This is a genomic window from Streptomyces sp. RFCAC02 (assembly GCF_004193175.1).
GTDB lineage: Bacteria > Actinomycetota > Actinomycetes > Streptomycetales > Streptomycetaceae > Streptomyces.
Map to the genome: position 1 here is coordinate 2,830,669 of NZ_SAUH01000001.1, position 15,401 is coordinate 2,846,069.

General features: G+C 73.3%; 16 protein-coding genes and 2 tRNA genes. 7 read left to right on the top strand and 11 right to left on the bottom strand.

Features of this window, described 5'->3' with window-relative positions; genetic code table 11:
• Positions 1-217: 217 nt before the first annotated feature.
• Positions 218-490, top strand: a complete 273-nt coding sequence (locus EMA09_RS13155; RefSeq protein WP_129841238.1) for a DUF3073 domain-containing protein — start codon at positions 218-220, stop codon at positions 488-490.
• Positions 491-646: 156 nt separating this feature from the next.
• On the opposite strand, the gene purM is transcribed toward EMA09_RS13155, so the two are convergent.
• The 3 genes from purM to EMA09_RS13170 form a co-directional block, all read right to left on the bottom strand.
• A complete protein-coding gene (gene purM / locus EMA09_RS13160) occupies positions 647-1,735 on the bottom strand; it encodes a phosphoribosylformylglycinamidine cyclo-ligase (RefSeq protein WP_129841239.1) in 1,089 nt (362 codons plus the stop codon).
• Positions 1,736-1,802: 67 nt separating this feature from the next.
• Positions 1,803-3,338: an amidophosphoribosyltransferase gene (gene purF, locus EMA09_RS13165; RefSeq protein ID WP_129844010.1), complete on the bottom strand. Its 1,536-nt coding sequence runs from the start codon at positions 3,336-3,338 to the stop codon at positions 1,803-1,805.
• A gap of 77 nt (positions 3,339-3,415) precedes the next feature.
• Positions 3,416-4,174 (bottom strand): sterol carrier family protein, encoded by a 759-nt coding sequence (locus tag EMA09_RS13170; protein ID WP_129841240.1) that lies wholly within the window; start codon positions 4,172-4,174, stop codon positions 3,416-3,418.
• Positions 4,175-4,307: 133 nt separating this feature from the next.
• Between EMA09_RS13170 and EMA09_RS13175 the strand changes: the two genes are divergently transcribed.
• Together EMA09_RS13175 and EMA09_RS13180 are read left to right on the top strand one after the other, a co-directional pair.
• Positions 4,308-4,751 (top strand): YbhB/YbcL family Raf kinase inhibitor-like protein, encoded by a 444-nt coding sequence (locus EMA09_RS13175; RefSeq protein WP_346655827.1) that lies wholly within the window; start codon positions 4,308-4,310, stop codon positions 4,749-4,751.
• Positions 4,752-4,765: 14 nt separating this feature from the next.
• Entirely contained in the window at positions 4,766-5,236 is a 471-nt protein-coding gene (locus EMA09_RS13180) for a hypothetical protein (protein ID WP_129841242.1), read from the top strand.
• 384 nt (positions 5,237-5,620) lie between these two features.
• Here EMA09_RS13180 and EMA09_RS13185 read toward each other — a convergent pair whose 3' ends face one another.
• The 3 genes from EMA09_RS13185 to EMA09_RS28355 are packed head-to-tail and all read right to left on the bottom strand — an operon-like array spanning position 5,621 to position 7,777.
• Positions 5,621-6,562, bottom strand: a complete 942-nt coding sequence (locus EMA09_RS13185; protein WP_240796373.1) for a YihY/virulence factor BrkB family protein — start codon at positions 6,560-6,562, stop codon at positions 5,621-5,623.
• A complete protein-coding gene (locus tag EMA09_RS13190) occupies positions 6,559-7,233 on the bottom strand; it encodes a DUF3618 domain-containing protein (RefSeq protein ID WP_168220721.1) in 675 nt (224 codons plus the stop codon). Before EMA09_RS13190 ends, EMA09_RS13185 begins: the two co-directional genes overlap by 4 nt.
• Before the next feature lie 49 nt (positions 7,234-7,282).
• Entirely contained in the window at positions 7,283-7,777 is a 495-nt protein-coding gene (locus EMA09_RS28355; RefSeq protein ID WP_168220722.1) for a hypothetical protein, read from the bottom strand.
• Between the two features lie 230 nt (positions 7,778-8,007).
• Between EMA09_RS28355 and EMA09_RS13195 the strand changes: the two genes are divergently transcribed.
• Positions 8,008-8,511, top strand: a complete 504-nt coding sequence (locus tag EMA09_RS13195) for a protein-tyrosine phosphatase family protein (protein WP_129841245.1) — start codon at positions 8,008-8,010, stop codon at positions 8,509-8,511.
• A gap of 88 nt (positions 8,512-8,599) precedes the next feature.
• Here the strand turns inward: EMA09_RS13195 and purL are convergent, their stop codons facing one another.
• From purL to purS, 3 genes are read right to left on the bottom strand one after another with little or no spacing between them, the layout of a single operon-like run.
• Positions 8,600-10,849, bottom strand: coding sequence for a phosphoribosylformylglycinamidine synthase subunit PurL (gene purL, locus EMA09_RS13200; RefSeq protein WP_129841246.1), 2,250 nt, complete (start codon positions 10,847-10,849; stop codon positions 8,600-8,602).
• The gene (gene purQ, locus EMA09_RS13205; RefSeq protein WP_129841247.1) at positions 10,849-11,523 is read right to left on the bottom strand and encodes a phosphoribosylformylglycinamidine synthase subunit PurQ; all 675 of its coding nucleotides are present in this window, start codon (positions 11,521-11,523) and stop codon (positions 10,849-10,851) included. Before purQ ends, purL begins: the two co-directional genes overlap by 1 nt.
• Positions 11,520-11,780 (bottom strand): phosphoribosylformylglycinamidine synthase subunit PurS, encoded by a 261-nt coding sequence (gene purS / locus EMA09_RS13210; RefSeq protein WP_129841248.1) that lies wholly within the window; start codon positions 11,778-11,780, stop codon positions 11,520-11,522. The genes purQ and purS overlap by 4 nt, the downstream gene beginning before the upstream one ends.
• Before the next feature lie 334 nt (positions 11,781-12,114).
• Here purS and EMA09_RS13215 point away from each other — a divergent pair, with 334 nt between their 5' ends.
• From EMA09_RS13215 to EMA09_RS13225, 3 genes are all read left to right on the top strand, one after another.
• On the top strand, positions 12,115-12,441 hold the full coding sequence (locus tag EMA09_RS13215; protein WP_129841249.1) for an Lsr2 family protein: 327 nt from the start codon (positions 12,115-12,117) through the stop codon (positions 12,439-12,441).
• Positions 12,442-12,553: 112 nt separating this feature from the next.
• Positions 12,554-12,628: transfer RNA gene (locus EMA09_RS13220), tRNA-Gly, on the top strand.
• 43 nt (positions 12,629-12,671) lie between these two features.
• A tRNA-Gly gene (locus tag EMA09_RS13225) sits at positions 12,672-12,744 on the top strand.
• A 118-nt stretch (positions 12,745-12,862) separates the two neighbouring features.
• Here the strand turns inward: EMA09_RS13225 and EMA09_RS13230 are convergent.
• Both EMA09_RS13230 and EMA09_RS13235 read right to left on the bottom strand, forming a co-directional pair.
• Entirely contained in the window at positions 12,863-13,774 is a 912-nt protein-coding gene (locus EMA09_RS13230; RefSeq protein ID WP_129841250.1) for a phosphoribosylaminoimidazolesuccinocarboxamide synthase, read from the bottom strand.
• A 134-nt stretch (positions 13,775-13,908) separates the two neighbouring features.
• Entirely contained in the window at positions 13,909-15,351 is a 1,443-nt protein-coding gene (locus EMA09_RS13235; RefSeq protein ID WP_240796374.1) for a N,N-dimethylformamidase beta subunit family domain-containing protein, read from the bottom strand.
• Positions 15,352-15,401 lie beyond the last annotated feature (50 nt).

Sequence of the window (15,401 nt, forward strand, 5' to 3'; positions counted from 1 at the left end):
CGAGAAAGAAGGTAAAATCGCCGCTGACCAGCAAAGAGAGGGTCATCGGACGCCATGCTCGCGGCTCCGGTCCTGCGGACGGCGTACCGTAGGCCCGCGGAAGCAGGTACGGTTGAAGGCCGGTGGACCGGGTTCTCGACCGAGAGCCCGCTCTCGATCATGAACGGATGTCAACACACCGGGGCCGTCGGGTCCCGTCGTTGAGGGGGTCGAGCCAATGGGGCGCGGCCGGGCCAAGGCCAAGCAGACGAAGGTCGCCCGCCAGCTTAAGTACAACAGCGGCAGGACGGACCTCTCTCGTCTGGCCGAAGAGCTGGGTGCATCGAAGCAGGACCGGTCGCCGAACGGCGAACGGTTCGAGGACAGCGAAGAGCTGGACGAGCTGGACGACGACGTGTACACGCGGTACGCGGAGATGTACAGCGACGAGGACGACGACGATGACGGCGAGTCATCGCCCGACTCCGCCCCGGAGCGGCGCCGCGCTTGACGCGCGCCGGCCTCCGGCGGGCTCCGGGCTCCGCGTTCGGCTGCTCCTGTGACGGCGGAAGCACACGACCCCACCCTCGGGTGACCGCATGACCCGGTCCGGGCCTTCCCGGACCGGGTTCAGTGCTGCCCGCCGCCGTCACGCCGGGCCACTCCGTCACGCGCGGTGGCTGCCGGTCAGGGACGCGCCGCCGCCGGGTGTCCCGTCACCGGCGGGGACGACCTCGCCCGCCACCCAGGCGGGCACCCCGCGTCCGGCGAAGGTGGCGAGCACCGTGTCCACGGCGTCCCGTGGGACGACGGCCACCATGCCGACGCCCATGTTCAGGGTGCGCTCCAGCTCCTCCGGCGCGACACCGCCCGCTCGCGCGACCGCGTCGAACACGGGTGCGGGCGTCCAGGTGTCGCGGCGGACGACGGCGTGCAGCCCGTCGGGGACGACGCGGGCCAGGTTGTTCGCGAGCCCGCCGCCCGTGATGTGCGCGTACGCGTGCACCTCGGCCGCGCGCAGCGCCGCGAGGCAGTCCAGCGCGTAGATGCGGGTCGGAGTCAGCAGCTCCTCCCCCAGGGTCCTGCCGAACTCCGGGACCTCCCGGTCCAGGGTCCAGCCGGCCAGGTCGAAGAACACGTGCCGGACCAGGGAGTACCCGTTCGAGTGGAGGCCGGAGGCGCCGAGGGCGATCAGCACGTCACCCGCGCGGACCCGCTCGGGACCGAGCACGGCGTCGGCCTCGACGACACCGGTGCCGGCGCCCGCCACGTCGTACTCGTCGGGGCCGAGGAGGCCCGGGTGCTCGGCCGTCTCACCGCCGACCAGGGCGCAGCCGGCGAGGACGCAGCCCTCCGCGATGCCCTTGACCAGGGCCGCGACCCGCTCGGGGTGGACCTTGCCGACGCACAGGTAGTCCGTCATGAACAGGGGCTCGGCGCCGCAGACCACCAGGTCGTCCACGACCATCGCGACCAGGTCGTGGCCGATCGTGTCGTGCACGTCCATGCGCTGCGCGATGGCCACCTTGGTGCCGACGCCGTCGGTCGCCGAGGCGAGGAGCGGCCGCCGGTACCCCTTGAGCGCGGACGCGTCGAACAGGCCGGCGAAGCCGCCGAGACCACCGACGCTCTCGGGCCGCTGGGTCCTGGCCACCCACTTCTTCATCAGCTCGACGGCGGTCTCGCCGGCCTCGATGTCGACGCCTGCCGCGGCATAGCTGACGCCGCCCGGTGCGGGCGCGTTGTCGGTGCTCATCGGATCTTCCTGCTGGTGGGGGTCCCCGGCTGCTGCGCGGGGGCGGTGCGGTGGGGCACGCGGAGCGTCACGGGCGCCGCAGCGCGTCGCTCGCGCCGGCGCCGCCGAGGAGGGCCGGTGACGTGCCGGGCTGCTCCAGGATGTCCTTGCCGAGGACCGCCGGATCGGGCAGATCGATCGGGTACTCGCCGTCGAAGCAGGCGCGGCACAGGTCCGGCTTGGCGATCGTCGTGGCCTCGACCATGGCGTCGAGGGAGATGTACGCCAGGGAGTCGGCGCCGAGCGAGCTGCCGATCTCCTCGACGGACAGCCCGTTCGCGATCAGCTCGGCGCGGGTCGCGAAGTCGATGCCGAAGAAGCACGGCCATTTGATGGGCGGCGAGCTGATCCGGACGTGGACCTCGGCCGCGCCGGCCTCGCGGAGCATCCGGACGAGGGCGCGCTGCGTGTTGCCCCGGACGATGGAGTCGTCCACGACGACGAGGCGCTTGCCCCGGATGACTTCCTTCAGCGGATTCAGCTTGAGGCGGATGCCGAGCTGGCGGATGGTCTGGCTCGGCTGGATGAAGGTCCGGCCGACGTACGCGTTCTTCACGAGCCCGGAGCCGTACGGGATGCCGCTGGCCTCGGCGTACCCGATGGCGGCGGGGGTGCCGGACTCGGGCGTGGCTATGACGAGGTCGGCGTCGGCCGGCGCCTCGGCGGCCAGGCGGCGGCCCATCTCGACGCGGGAGAGGTAGACGTTGCGCCCGGCGATGTCGGTGTCGGGGCGCGCGAGGTAGACGTACTCGAAGACGCAGCCCTTCGGCTTCGCTTCCGCGAACCGGCTGGAGCGGAGACCGTTCGCGTCGATCGCGATCAGCTCGCCCGGCTCGACCTCGCGGACGACGGAGGCGCCGACGATGTCGAGGGCCGCCGTCTCGGAGGCCACGACCCAGCCGCGCTCCAGGCGGCCGAGGACGAGCGGCCTGATGCCCTGCGGGTCACGGGCGGCGTAGAGCGTCTCCTCGTCCATGAAGACGAAGCTGAAGGCCCCCTTGACCTGCGGGAGGACGCGGGGCGCCGCCTCCTCCACGGTCAGCGGCGTGCCGGTCTCCGGGTCGGTCTGGCCGGCGAGGAGGACCGTGACGAGCTCGGTGTCGTTCGTCGCCGCCACGCGGTGCCGCGGGCCGCGGCCGCCGGGGAGGGCGGCGGCGAGCCGGGCGAGCTCGGCGGTGTTGACGAGGTTGCCGTTGTGCCCGAGGGCGATCGATCCGTGGCCGGTGGCCTGGAACGTCGGCTGGGCGTTCTCCCAGGTCGGGGCACCGGTCGTCGAGTACCGGGTGTGGCCGACGGCGATGTGCCCCGGCAGCGACCCGAGGGAGGTCTCGTCGAAGACCTGGGAGACCAGGCCCATGTCCTTGAACACCAGAATCTTCGAGCCGTCGCTCACCGCGATGCCCGCGGACTCCTGGCCACGGTGCTGCAACGCGTACAGGCCGAAGTAGGTGAGCTTGGCGACCTCCTCGCCCGGGGCCCAGACACCGAAGACGCCGCATGCGTCCTTGGGTGCCCGTTCGCCGGGGTCGAGGTCGTGGTTGAGTCGTCCGTCACCACGCACGATCCCGAGTCTAGGCCAGGTGACGGGGGCGCGGAGAACCCCCGGAAGGTGAGACATGCCCCATAGGGGACAGCGTGCTGTCAGCCGAGCACGGGCAGTTCCGCCGCGAGGGCGCGCGACCGCTCGCCGCTCGCCCGCAGTCGCCCCGCGGTCACGGCGGCGTCCCACGCGGTGCGGCCGGTGGCCAGGCGCAGGAAGGTGAGCGGGTCGGCCTCCACGACGTTCGGCGGGGTGCCGCGCGTGTGCCGGGGCCCCTCGACGCACTGCACGGCGGCGAACGGCGGCACGCGCAGCTCCGTGGACGAGCCGGGGGCCTTCGCGGCCAGGGCGTCGGCGAGGACCCGGGTCGTGATGGCGAGGGCCGTACGGTCGAGCTGGACGTGGTGCCCGGTGGCGCGCGTGAGGTCGTCGCTGTGGAGGACCAGTTCCACCACTCGGGTGACAGTGAGGTCCACGGCCCGCATGGCGCCGAGGTGGTGCGGCACGAGGAGGTCCTCGCGCACGCCCGTCTCCAGGACGGCCTCGACCTCCTCGGCGGCGGCGTCGATGGCGTCGACGGGGGCCGCGTCCCGCTCCTCGTGGACGGTGGCGAGGACCCAGCCGGTGATGTCGAGCTGCGGCCGCATCGCGCGCGGTGCCGGTTCGGCCAGGAGGCGGGGCAGGGCGTCGATCTGGCGGGCGAGGTGCCCGAGCAGCTCGGGGAGGCGCGGGGCCTTCGCGCGCTGTTCTGGCGTGAGCTCGTGGGCCGCGAGCCGCACGGCCTCCACCTGCGCGAGGACGGCGTCACGGACCCGGTCGGGGTGGTAGGCGCGAGGCTTGCGCCGGACGGCACCGGACATACGACGGAGCTTACGTCGAACGCCGCCGGGACAGGGGAACGGGCCGGGCGGAAAGGCCCGTCGGGGGCCGAATCGTCCCCGCCGGCGCCGCATCACCCGGGGAAGCGCCGGGTACCCCGGACCCATGACGGCAATGGAACTGCGAAGCACCGCGTTCGACGACCGCGCGCCGGTCCCCGAGCGCCACGCGCGGGGCGGCGGGAACGTGTCGCCACCGCTGGACTGGTCGCGGCCCCCGCCCGGCACACGTGCACTGGCACTGCTGTGCGAGGACCCCGACGCACCGGGCGGGACGTTCCTGCACTGGCTGGTCACGGACATCGACCCGACCAGCGCGGGCACGGCCGCCGGTGAGCTGCCGGACGGCGGGTCGGCGCACCCGAACGGGTTCGGCGACCGGGGCTGGGACGGCCCGCAGCCGCCCCCCGGCGACCCGGCGCACCGGTACGAGTTCCGCCTGTACGCACTGCCGGCGGACGTGACGTTGCCGGACGATGTGTCGGCGGCCGAGGCACGCCGCGTGCTGGACGCGCGGGGTCTTGCCAGCGGCACGCTGACGGGTACGTACCAGCGTTGAGGAGGTGACCCGGCATGGGCAAGAAGGTCGAGGGCAACGAGGAGCAGCGGCGGATGGCCGCGCGCGAGGCGGAACGGGCCGGTGAGCGGCCCAGTGAGCGCAAGGCGACGACCGGCGCGTCGAAGCAGCGGGGCGGCTCGGAGCCGTTCGGCGGCAAGCAGCGGGAGATGGCGGCGTGGCGCGCCGACGAGCGCGAGGCGTCGGAGCCGCCCCTGCCGCCGCCCGGGCGGACGTTCACCGGCCGTGACGAGCGCGAGTACGGCGCGGACCACGCGCGCGTCTTCGGCGCGCTGGGCGAGGCGGAGCGCCGGCACGGGGGTGAGGCCGTGTACGCGACGGAGGTGGCGCGGACGGCCGGGCTGCCGGACGAGCGGACGCGGGTGGCGCTGCACGACCTGGTGACCGTGCACCGGCTGGTGACGGAGCTGCAGGGCGTGGACCGGCCGGATCTCGGGCCGCGCTACGAGACGCGCGCGGGGTACTGAGACAAGCGCCGCCGCCCGGTCCGACCGGACCGTTCGTCCCCTCGGGGGCGGGCGGTCCCTTTTTGTTCGGTGACGGCCGCTCCGCGCGCGGTCGGGCGGGCGGCGGCCCGGGGGCTCCGGCCTGCGGCAGGCCTTGGCGGCGCTCCCCGCTGTGCGGATGTCCGGGGTGAACGGCGGGATCCTGGCGAGGCACCGGAGGCGTCCGCGCGTCGCCGCGGCACGGGTGGGCTCCCTCGGGACCGTTCCTCACCGGGCATCGGTCATGAAGGCGCCACCGAGCGCGTGCGGAAGGCGGTCACCGTTCCCGGCCTGACACGGGACGACGATTCCGCCGGCGTGGTGGGCCGGCGGAATCGTCGTCCGCCCTGTCGCGGGCGGGTGGGGTCAGGAGAAGCCGCGCGTGTCGCGGGGTTCCGTGTGGGGTTCCTCGTCCGGTGGGTGGCCCGCCTGTTCGGCGCGTGCGCGTTCGAGTTCGGCGTCGTACGCGAGACCGAGGAGGAGCGCGATGTTGGATATCCACAACCACACCAGGAAGATCACCACGGTCGCGAGGCTCCCGTAGGTCTTGTTGTAGCTGCCGAAGTTCGCCACGTACACGGCGAACGCCACCGAGGCGACCGCCCAGACGAGCACCGCGAACAGGCTGCCGGGCGTCACCCAGCGCCAGCCGTGGCGCACGTTCGGCGCGAACCGGTACAGAATCGCGACGGCCAGGACGGCGAGGATCGCGAGCACGGGCCATTTGGCGATGTTCCACACCGTCACGGCCGTGTCGCCGAGGCCGAGCACCTGTCCGGCGCGACGTGCCAGGGCGCCGGTGAACACGACGCCCACCGACATCAGCGCGACCAGGAGGACCAGGACCGCCGTCACCCCGACCCGCACGGGCAGCGTCTTCCACACGGGCCGGCCCTCCGGCATCCGGTACACCGTGTTCGACGCCCGCATGAAGGCCGCGACGTACCCCGACGCCGACCACAGCGCCAGCGCCACGCCGATCACCAGCGCGACACCGGCCTGACCGCGGCGGCTGCCCAGCTCGTCCAGCAGCGTCGTCAGCACGTCCCGGGCCGAGCCGGGCGCGAGCGTCGCCACGTTGTCCTTGAGCGCGTCGATCGCCGGACGGCCGATCAGGCCGAGGACCGAGACGAGCGCGAGCAGCGCCGGGGCGATGGCGAGGACGGCGTAGTACGTGAGGCCGGCGGCGAGGTCACCGAGGTTCGCCGCCTTGAACGCCTTCACCGTACGGGTGAGCGCCGTGCGCCACGCGGAGGCGGGCAGGCCGCCGGGTCCCTTCGGCGGCCCGGCGGCGGCCGGCCGGCTCACCGCTCCCAGTCGCCGTAGACGCCGTGGTCGCGCGGCCCGTCGCCGTCGGGACCGTGACCGTCGGGGCTCGGCCGCTCCTGCGGGCCGCCCTGGCGCACCCGGTCCCGCGTGGACCGTGCGGCGTCGCTCGCCGTCCGCTGCATGTCGCGGGCGGCGCGCATGCCCGTGGCCGTGGCGTCGTTGCGCAGATGGCGGGCGGACTCGCGGGCGGCGTCCCGCACCGGGCCCGCGTAGTCGCCGGCGCGGTCGGAGAGCCGGGACGCGGCGTCCTGCTCGGTCTGCGACGGCGGCAGCAGGGCCGCGGCCACGAGGCCGGCGCCGAAGGCGATCAGGCCGGCGGCCAGCGGGTTGCCCCGGGTCCGCTCGGCGGCCATGCCCGGCGTCTCGCGGGCCGTGCTGCCGGCGCGGCCCGCGCGGTCGCGCATCTGGTGGGCGGTGTCCTGGGCGGCCTCCCGCCCGTGGCCGCCGGCCCGCTGGGCCGTGCCCGACATGGAACCGGCGGCGCCGGACGCACGGTCCCGCAGACCGTAGGCGGTGGTGCGGAGCCGCTGCCCGCCGCGCCTTGCCATGCCGCGCGGGCCGACGTGGTCGGCGAGGCGGTCGAGGTCGTCGCTGAGCCGGGCACGGGTGGCCTCGATCTCGCTCCGGATGTGATCGGCCGAGTTGCTCATCGTGTGTGCTCCTCCTCGCTGGATCCGGGTACGCGCCGCGGGGCGCCGGTCAGGGGCGCGGGCCGGTGTCGGGGCCGCCGTCAGGACCTGCCGCGCCGGAGCCGTCGCTCCCCGCCTGTGCCTTGCCGGCCCTGGCGAGGCGGCCGAGCGCGAACCCGGCCAGCGCCACGCCGCCGAGGAAGGCGGCCGGCCGCCGTGCGGCGAACCGGCGCAGTTCATCGGCGGCGCCCGACATGCCGTTCTCGTCCACGTAGTCCGCCGCGCGGCGGCCGGTGTCGGCGGCCCGGTCGACGAGGCCGCGCGCCGGGGAGTCCTGCGGCGCGTGCTCCGCCATGGCCGCGAGGTCGTCGGCCCACCGGCGCACGGTCCTGGTGGCGTTCCGCTCCTGGCCGCGCGCCTCGTCGGCGACCCGGTCGCCGAACTCGCGCGCCGCCGACATGGCCGTCTCGCGCCCGCGCCCGGCGACGTCCCGGGCCTCCTCGCGCGCGGTGCCCGCCGCGTCCGCGGCCTTCTGGCGGGCCTGGTTCGTGGTGGTGTCGCTCATGGCGCTTCGTGTCCTCCCAGGTCACGGCGTCCGTACGCGTGCCGTACGAACCTGTGTCCCGCGCCGGGTAGCCACCGCCGAGAGGACGAAACGGGAGACAACTGCCCAAATAGTGGGGTACTGAGGTTTTCCGCAGCCTTTCTTTGAGGGCAGCCTCATGGTCCGCCCGGCCGTCGGACTCCTACCGTGGTGCCACAAGGAAGGCGACGCATCACGAGGGGTGAGGACGGATGAGCGCTGACACGACGGCCGATGGCGGGGCGACGCCGCGGACGGTCGGGCTTCCCGGGGGCGGCACGGTCCTGGCGCGGGGCCTGCGCGCGGCGCGGATCCCGGACCCGCCGCCGCAGTTCGGCCTGTACCTGCTGGGGCATCCGCTCGATCGCCCCGGTCTCTACGGCCGGCGGCTGGTGGGGCTGCGGCCGTGGACCCCGCCCTGGCCGCACGAGCGCATCGACTGGCCGGACTTCTCCGCGCCCCGCCGGCCGGAGGAGGCGATGGCCCGGCTCCGCGAGGCGCTGGCGCGCGTGGAGCGCGGTGAGCGGGTCGAGGTCGCCTGCGGCGGCGGGCGCGGACGCACCGGCACCGCCCTGGCCGCGCTTGCCGTGCTCCGGGGGACGCCCCCCGCCGAGGCGATCGCGTGGGTGCGGACGGTGTACGCCGCCAAGGCTGTGGAGACGCGGTCGCAGCGCCGCTTCCTCGACCGGGTCGCCGCTTCCTCCATACCCGCCTGAGCGGCCGCGGCCACCGGAACGCGGCGGGGCCACCCGCCCCGAAGAGCGGATGGCCCCGGCGACGACCCGACCGGCCGGTCAGGTCAGGTCAGGCGAACAGTTCCGGCAGGGTGCGCTCGTGCGTCGCCCGCATCTCGTCGAGGGAGATGGTGAACACGCCCTGCACCTCCACCGCGTCCCCGTCCACCACGCCGATGCGTGCCGCGGGCAGCCCGCGCGCCGCGCACATGTCGGTGAACCGGATCTCCTCGCTGCGCGGCACGGACACGACCGCGCGGCCCTGCGACTCCGAGAACAGGAAGGTGAACGCGTCGAGACCGTCCGGCACAACCAGCCGCGCGCCCTGACCGCCGCGCAGGCACGACTCGGTCACCGCCTGGACGAGGCCGCCGTCCGACAGGTCGTGCGCCGCGTCGATCATGCCGTCGCGCGAGGCGGAGATCAGGATCTCGCCGAGCAGGCGCTCCCGCTCCAGGTCCACCCGGGGCGGCAGCCCGCCCAGGTGTCCGTGCACGACCTGGGACCAGGCCGACCCGCCGAACTCATCCGCCGTGTCACCCAGCAGATAGAGGAGCTGCCCCTGCTCGGAGAACGCCATCGGCGTGCGCCGCGCCACGTCGTCGATCACACCGAGGACACCGACGACCGGCGTCGGGTGGATCGCCGCGTCGCCCGTCTGGTTGTACAGCGACACATTGCCGCCGGTCACGGGCGTGCCGAGAGTCAGACAGGCGTCCGCGAGGCCGCGGGTGGCCTCCGCGAACTGCCACATGACGGCCGGGTCCTCGGGCGAGCCGAAGTTCAGGCAGTCGGTGACCGCGAGGGGGCGCGCGCCGGTCGCGGCGACGTTGCGGTACGCCTCGGCCAGCGCGAGCTGCGCGCCCGCGTACGGGTCGAGCTTGGCGTAGCGGCCGTTGCCGTCGGTGGCGAGCGCCACGCCGAGGCCCGTCTCCTCGTCCACGCGGATCATGCCGCTGTCCTCGGGCTGGGCGAGCACCGTGTTGCCCAGGACGTAACGGTCGTACTGGGCGGTGATCCACGACTTGGCCGCCTGGTTCGGCGACCCGACCAGCGTGAGGACCTGCGCGCGCAGTTCCTCCGCGTCGGCCGGGCGGGCGAGCGCGGCCGGGTCGTCGGCACGCAGCGCGTCCAGCCAGTCCGGGCGGGCCTGCGGGCGGTCGTACACCGGGCCCTCGTGCGCGACGGTGCGCGGCGGGACGTCCACGATCTGCTCGCCGTGCCAGAAGATCTCCAGCCGGTCGCCGTCCGTCACCTCACCGATGACGGTGGCGATGACGTCCCACTTCGCGCAGATCTCCAGGAAGCGGTCCACGTGCTCGGGGGCGACGACGGCGCACATGCGCTCCTGCGACTCGCTCATGAGGATCTCCTCGGGCGTCAGCGAGGAGTCGCGCAGCGGCACGGTGTCGAGGTCGACCCGCATGCCGCCCGAGCCGTTGGACGCCAGCTCGGACGTGGCGCACGACAGACCGGCCGCGCCCAGGTCCTGGATGCCGGTGACCAGGCCCTCGGCGAAGACCTCCAGCGTGCACTCGATGAGCAGCTTCTCCTGGAACGGGTCGCCGACCTGCACCGCGGGACGCTTGCTGGGCTTCGCGTCGTCGAACGACTCGGAGGCCAGGATCGAGGCGCCGCCGATGCCGTCACCGCCGGTACGGGCGCCGTAGAGGATGACCTTGTTGCCCGCTCCGGAGGCCTTGGCCAGGTGGATGTCCTCGTGCCGCATGACGCCGACGCACAGGGCGTTGACGAGGGGGTTGCCCTGGTAGCAGGGGTCGAAGACGACCTCGCCGCCGATGTTGGGCAGGCCAAGGCAGTTGCCGTAGCCGCCGATGCCGGCGACGACACCCGGCAGCACGCGGCGCGTGTCCGGGTGATCGGCGGCGCCGAACCGCAGCGGGTCCATCACGGCGACCGGCCGGGCGCCCATCGCGATGATGTCGCGGACGATGCCGCCGATGCCCGTCGCTGCGCCCTGGTACGGCTCGACGTACGACGGGTGGTTGTGCGACTCGATCTTGAAGGTGACCGCATACCCCTGGCCGACGTCCACGACGCCCGCCTGCTCGCCGATGCCGACGAGGAGCGCGTCGCTGTGCGGGGCCTTCTCGCCGAACTGCCGCAGGTGCGGCTTGCTCGACTTGTAGCTGCAGTGCTCGGACCACATGACCGAGTACATGGCCAGCTCGGCACCGGTCGGACGGCGGCCCAGGATCTCCCGGACGCGGTCGTACTCCTCGCGCTTGAGGCCGAGTTCGGCCCAGGGCTGCGGGGAGTCGGGGGTGTCGGCGGCGTGCTTGACGGTGTCCAGGGACATCAGGCGACCAGCTTCCTGAGAACCGAGGTGAAGAATCCCAGGCCGTCGGTGGTGGGGCCGGTCAGGGCCTCGACCGCGTGCTCGGGGTGGGGCATGAGGCCGACGACGTTGCCCGCCTCGTTGGTGATGCCGGCGATGTCGCGGCGGGAGCCGTTGGGGTTGCCGCCGAGGTAGCGGAAGACGACACGCCCCTCGGCCTCCAGCGCGTCCAGGGTGCGCTCGTCCGCGACATAGCCGCCCTCGCCGTTCTTCAGCGGGACGGTGATCTCCTGGCCGGCCGTGTAGTCGGCGGTCCAGGCGGTCGCGGCGTTCTCCACGCGCAGGCGCTGATCGCGGCAGATGAAGTGGAGGTGGTCGTTGCGGGTGAGGGCGCCGGGCAGCAGGTGCGTCTCGCACAGGACCTGGAACCCGTTGCAGATACCGAGGACCGGCAGACCCGCGCGCGCCTGCTCGACAACCGTTTCCATCACCGGGGAGAAACGCGCGATCGCGCCGCAGCGCAGATAGTCGCCGTAACTGAATCCACCGGGCAGGATCACCGCGTCGACCTGGCGGAGATCTTTATCACCGTGCCACAGGGCGACCGGCTCGGCACCGGCCAGCTTTACCGCGCGCTGCGCGTCCCGGTCGTCGAGGGAACCCGGAAATGTGACGACTCCCACACGAGTGGTCACCGGACCGCCTCTTCTTCCTCGACACGGACCCGGAAGTCCTCGATCACGGTGTTGGCGAGAAAGGTGCGGGCCATCTCGCGGACGCGCTCGAGGGCGGCCTCGTCGACCGGCCCGGCGACCTCGAGTTCGAAACGCTTCCCCTGGCGGACGTCGGTGACCCCCTCGAAGCCCAGCCGTGGCAGGGCGCGCTGGACCGCCTGTCCCTGCGGGTCGAGGATCTCCGGCTTGAGCATGACGTCAACTACGACGCGAGCCACTGGTACTCCCGGTGGTGGTGTTGCGGTGCTGTCGGTGCGTGCGCTGGACGCAGCGACAGCCTACCGGGCGGAAAAATCTACGCGAGTAGCGCAAGCCGGGCCACAGGCTTCCCCGCGGGCTTCTTGGTCACGTTAAGGTATCGAGCCCACAAACCCCTCCTGTAAACGGGAAAGAAAAAGTAGGGTCCCGGTTGCGGCGGACCCGCGATCGGAAATTCCCCTTCGCATTACCGGTCCCCGCGCGGTACAAATTAAAGAAACAGACCCGCGAACTATGGGAGCGCCCGGCACCCGCGTCGCGATCCGCGCGAATCTCCCGGAAGGACCGATATCCGTGGCACAGCGTGTAGTGGTCACCCTCTCCGACGACATCGACGGCGGGGAGGCGCAGGAGACGGTCGCCTTCGGGCTCGACGGGAAGACGTACGAGATCGACCTCAACGCCCACAACGCCGAGAAGCTCCGCACCACCCTCGCCCCCTACGTCGAGGCCGGCCGCAAGCAGGCGCGGTCCGGGCGCCCGTTCACCCGCACCTCGGTCGCCCCCGACCCCAGGGCCGTGCGGGCCTGGGCCGAGTCGAACGGCCTCGGCGTCCCCGCGCGCGGCCGACTCCCCAAGAAGGTCTACGACGCCTTCAACGAGGCGCACGCCGACGCCTGACGCCGCGTCCGCCGACCGCCCCCGGGGCCGATTTGCCATCACCCCGGGGTGATCGGCTAGAGTCTGGAACACGCCGAAGGGGCGAGGCCGAAAGGCCGGAACCCCAGGTCGCGCGGGTGTAGTTCAGTAGTAGAACACCCCCTTTCCAAGGGGGAGGCGCAGTGTGCGATTCCTGTCACCCGCTCCAACCGCTCGTACCCCTCCCCGGATGGGGTACAGTGGTCGCCAGTGCGGACGTGGCTCAGTTGGTAGAGCATCACCTTGCCAAGGTGAGGGTCGCGAGTTCGAATCTCGTCGTCCGCTCGGTCCGAAGAGGCCGTCTCCCCGAGGGGAGGCGGCCTCTTCGTCGTTGTACCGCGCCCGCGGTGAACGCCCGTGGGCGCGCGCCGGATCCGTGTCCGGCGCGCGCCGTGCGGCGGGCTCAGTCCCAGGGCATCCCCGTCAGCAGGCGGAACGCCTCCGTGTACGTGGTCCGCGTGCGCTCCACGATCTCCTCGGGCAGCGGCGGGGGCGGCACGCTGCCGTCCGGGTCCCAGCCGGACTCGCGCGTCAGCCAGTCCCGCAGGTACTGCTTGTCGTAGGCGCGCTGCGGGCGGCCGGGCTGCCACTCGTCCTTCCGCCAGAAGCGCGACGAGTCCTGCGTCAGGACCTCGTCGGCCAGCACGAGCGGCGCGTCGTCCCCCGCGCCGGCCGGGCGGCCGAACTCGAACTTCGTGTCCGCCAGGATGATCCCGCGGTCCCGCGCGATGTCCCGCGCCCGCCCGTAGACGGCCAGGGTGGTCTGGCGGAGCTGGGCTGCCGTCTCGGCGCCGACGCGGCGGGCGACCTCCTCGTAGCTGACGTTCTCGTCGTGGTCGCCGACGGCCGCCTTGGTGGCCGGCGTGAAGATGGGCGCCGGCAGCTCCGAGCCGTCGACGAGGCCCGGGGGGAGGGCGAGCCCGCACACGGTGCTGTCCCGCTCGTACTCCTTCAGCCCCGAGCCCGTGAGGTAGCCGCGGGCGACGGCCTCGACGGGGATCATGTCGAGGTTCCGGCAGACGGTGGTGCGGCCCTCCCAGTCGGCGGGGGCACCGGGCGGCACGTCGGTGGAGATCACGTGGTTGTCGACGAGATCGGCGAGCTGGTCGAACCACCACAGCGACAGCCGCGTGAGGATGCGGCCCTTGTCGGGGATCTCCGTGGTCAGGACCCAGTCGAACGTGGAGACGCGGTCGCTGGCGACCATGACGAGGTCGCCCGCCTCGTTGCGGTAGAGGTCGCGGACTTTGCCCGTGTGCAGGTGCACCAGCCCGGGGACCTCCACGGGATCGGGCTTCTCGACGAATCCGGGCACGGAGCCTCCTGGCTGCTGAGCGGTGATCGGCGCGGTCCATTCTCGCGCAGGGCGGCGGGCCGCGGTGACCGGGTACGGGCGGACGTGCGGCGTTCGCCCGGATCGCGGCACCGGGGCCGGCCGGTGCCGCGGGGTCAGTCGCGCTTGCAGATGCGGTTGAGGAGGTTGGCGGTGGCGCGCTGCACGCGGTGCTCCATGTGGCCGGGCCGCCCGAGCGCCGGGGACCAGCCGAAGGTGCCGGACGCGAACACCCACGCGCCGCTCGGCGCCTGGTAGAGCGACGTCTCCTGGTGGCGGCGCGCCCCCGCCGCGTCGGTGTACGGGGAGTGGGCGAGCAGGACGCGGCTCTCCGACTCGGGCAGCGGGGTGCGCGGGTGGTAGCGGTCGGCCTCGCCGGCGACCAGGTCGGGGATCTCCTCGCCCTCGGCGGCGCCCGTGCCCTGCCACAGCCAGTGATCGGCGTTGCGCACGACGAGGGGCTGGGGGTACGGGACGGTGCCGGTGTACTGGATGCCGAGGAGCGTCTGCTCGGGGTCGCCCTGCTCGCGCCACAGGAGGGAACGGCCGGGACCCTGGCGCTTGCGGCAGGCCAGGAGCCGGTCGGGGGCGCCGGCGGGCAGCGGGTTCAGGGTGACCTGCCAGTACATGGTGTTCGCGGACAGGAAGACGAGGGACGTGCCCTCGTCGCGGGCGCGCTCCGCGGCGCGGCGCATGGGGACGGACCAGTACTCGTCGTGGCCGGGGAAGATGATGCCCCGGTAGCGGGCCGGGTCGACGCGGCCGGCGTGCAGGTCGCGGGCGGTGGCGTAGGCCAGGTCGTAGCCCTGGCTCTCGGCCCAGCGGATGACGTCGTAGGCGTGGCCCGCGTGCAGGGGAAGCCCGGCGCCCGCGTAGGGGCGGTCGAAGCAGACGGTCGTGGACGCCTCGGACTCGCCCAGCAGCCGGCCCGTCTCGTCCCACGCGTGGTAGAGGCTGGCGCCGTGCCGGCCGTCCTCGGGGAAGAGGTTGTACGCCTGCCAGGTGACGTCGGGCAGGACGAGGAGCAGGTCGGCGGACCGGCCGTCGCGAACGGTGAAGGGGACATGGGACCTGAAGCGGTTGTCCGCCGTCGTGAGGACGGCGACGTACGCGCCGGGCCGCCAGTCGGTGGGCACCTGGTGCCGCCACGCCAGCCACCAGTGGTGGCACGACACGGCGCGGCCCGCGACCAGCGGGGCCATCTGCTGCGTGCCCATGAGGCTGGGGCTGTGCATCAGCAGGCGCGCCCCGCCCTGGCCGACGTGGCCGATGCGGTAGATGGCGATCGTGAACTCCTGCGGCGGGTTCACCGTGACGTGGAAGTCGAGCGGCTTGCCCGGCTCCACCGCGCCGTCGGGCACGAAGCCCTTGATCTGGCAGCTCACGTCGTCGGCCGTGTCCGGGCCCGCGGGCTGGCCCGGTACCGCGTGGGCACTGGGACGGTAGTGGCCGTTGCCCCGGAGCCAGGGCAGCGGCCCCTGCCCGTAAGGATCGGCCGCGGCGTGCGTGAGCGCGCTGCCGGACTCCCAGCGTCCGATGCGCTCCGTACCTTCTGTCAAGCTCCCCTCCCTGCACCTCCGCCCGGTCAGTGCCGTCATCAGCACATCAC

Excerpts from the sequence above, each read along its gene's own strand:
- EMA09_RS13155 (WP_129841238.1), top strand. The coding sequence starts at position 218 with ATGGGGCGCGGCCGGGCCAAGGCCAAGCAGACGAAGGTCGCCCGCCAG.
- purM (WP_129841239.1), bottom strand. The coding sequence starts at position 1,735 with ATGAGCACCGACAACGCGCCCGCACCGGGCGGCGTCAGCTATGCCGCG.
- EMA09_RS13170 (WP_129841240.1), bottom strand. The coding sequence starts at position 4,174 with ATGTCCGGTGCCGTCCGGCGCAAGCCTCGCGCCTACCACCCCGACCGG.
- EMA09_RS13175 (WP_346655827.1), top strand. The coding sequence starts at position 4,308 with ATGGAACTGCGAAGCACCGCGTTCGACGACCGCGCGCCGGTCCCCGAG.
- EMA09_RS13180 (WP_129841242.1), top strand. The coding sequence starts at position 4,766 with ATGGGCAAGAAGGTCGAGGGCAACGAGGAGCAGCGGCGGATGGCCGCG.
- EMA09_RS13190 (WP_168220721.1), bottom strand. The coding sequence starts at position 7,233 with ATGAGCAACTCGGCCGATCACATCCGGAGCGAGATCGAGGCCACCCGT.
- EMA09_RS28355 (WP_168220722.1), bottom strand. The coding sequence starts at position 7,777 with ATGAGCGACACCACCACGAACCAGGCCCGCCAGAAGGCCGCGGACGCG.
- EMA09_RS13195 (WP_129841245.1), top strand. The coding sequence starts at position 8,008 with ATGAGCGCTGACACGACGGCCGATGGCGGGGCGACGCCGCGGACGGTC.
- purL (WP_129841246.1), bottom strand. The coding sequence starts at position 10,849 with ATGTCCCTGGACACCGTCAAGCACGCCGCCGACACCCCCGACTCCCCG.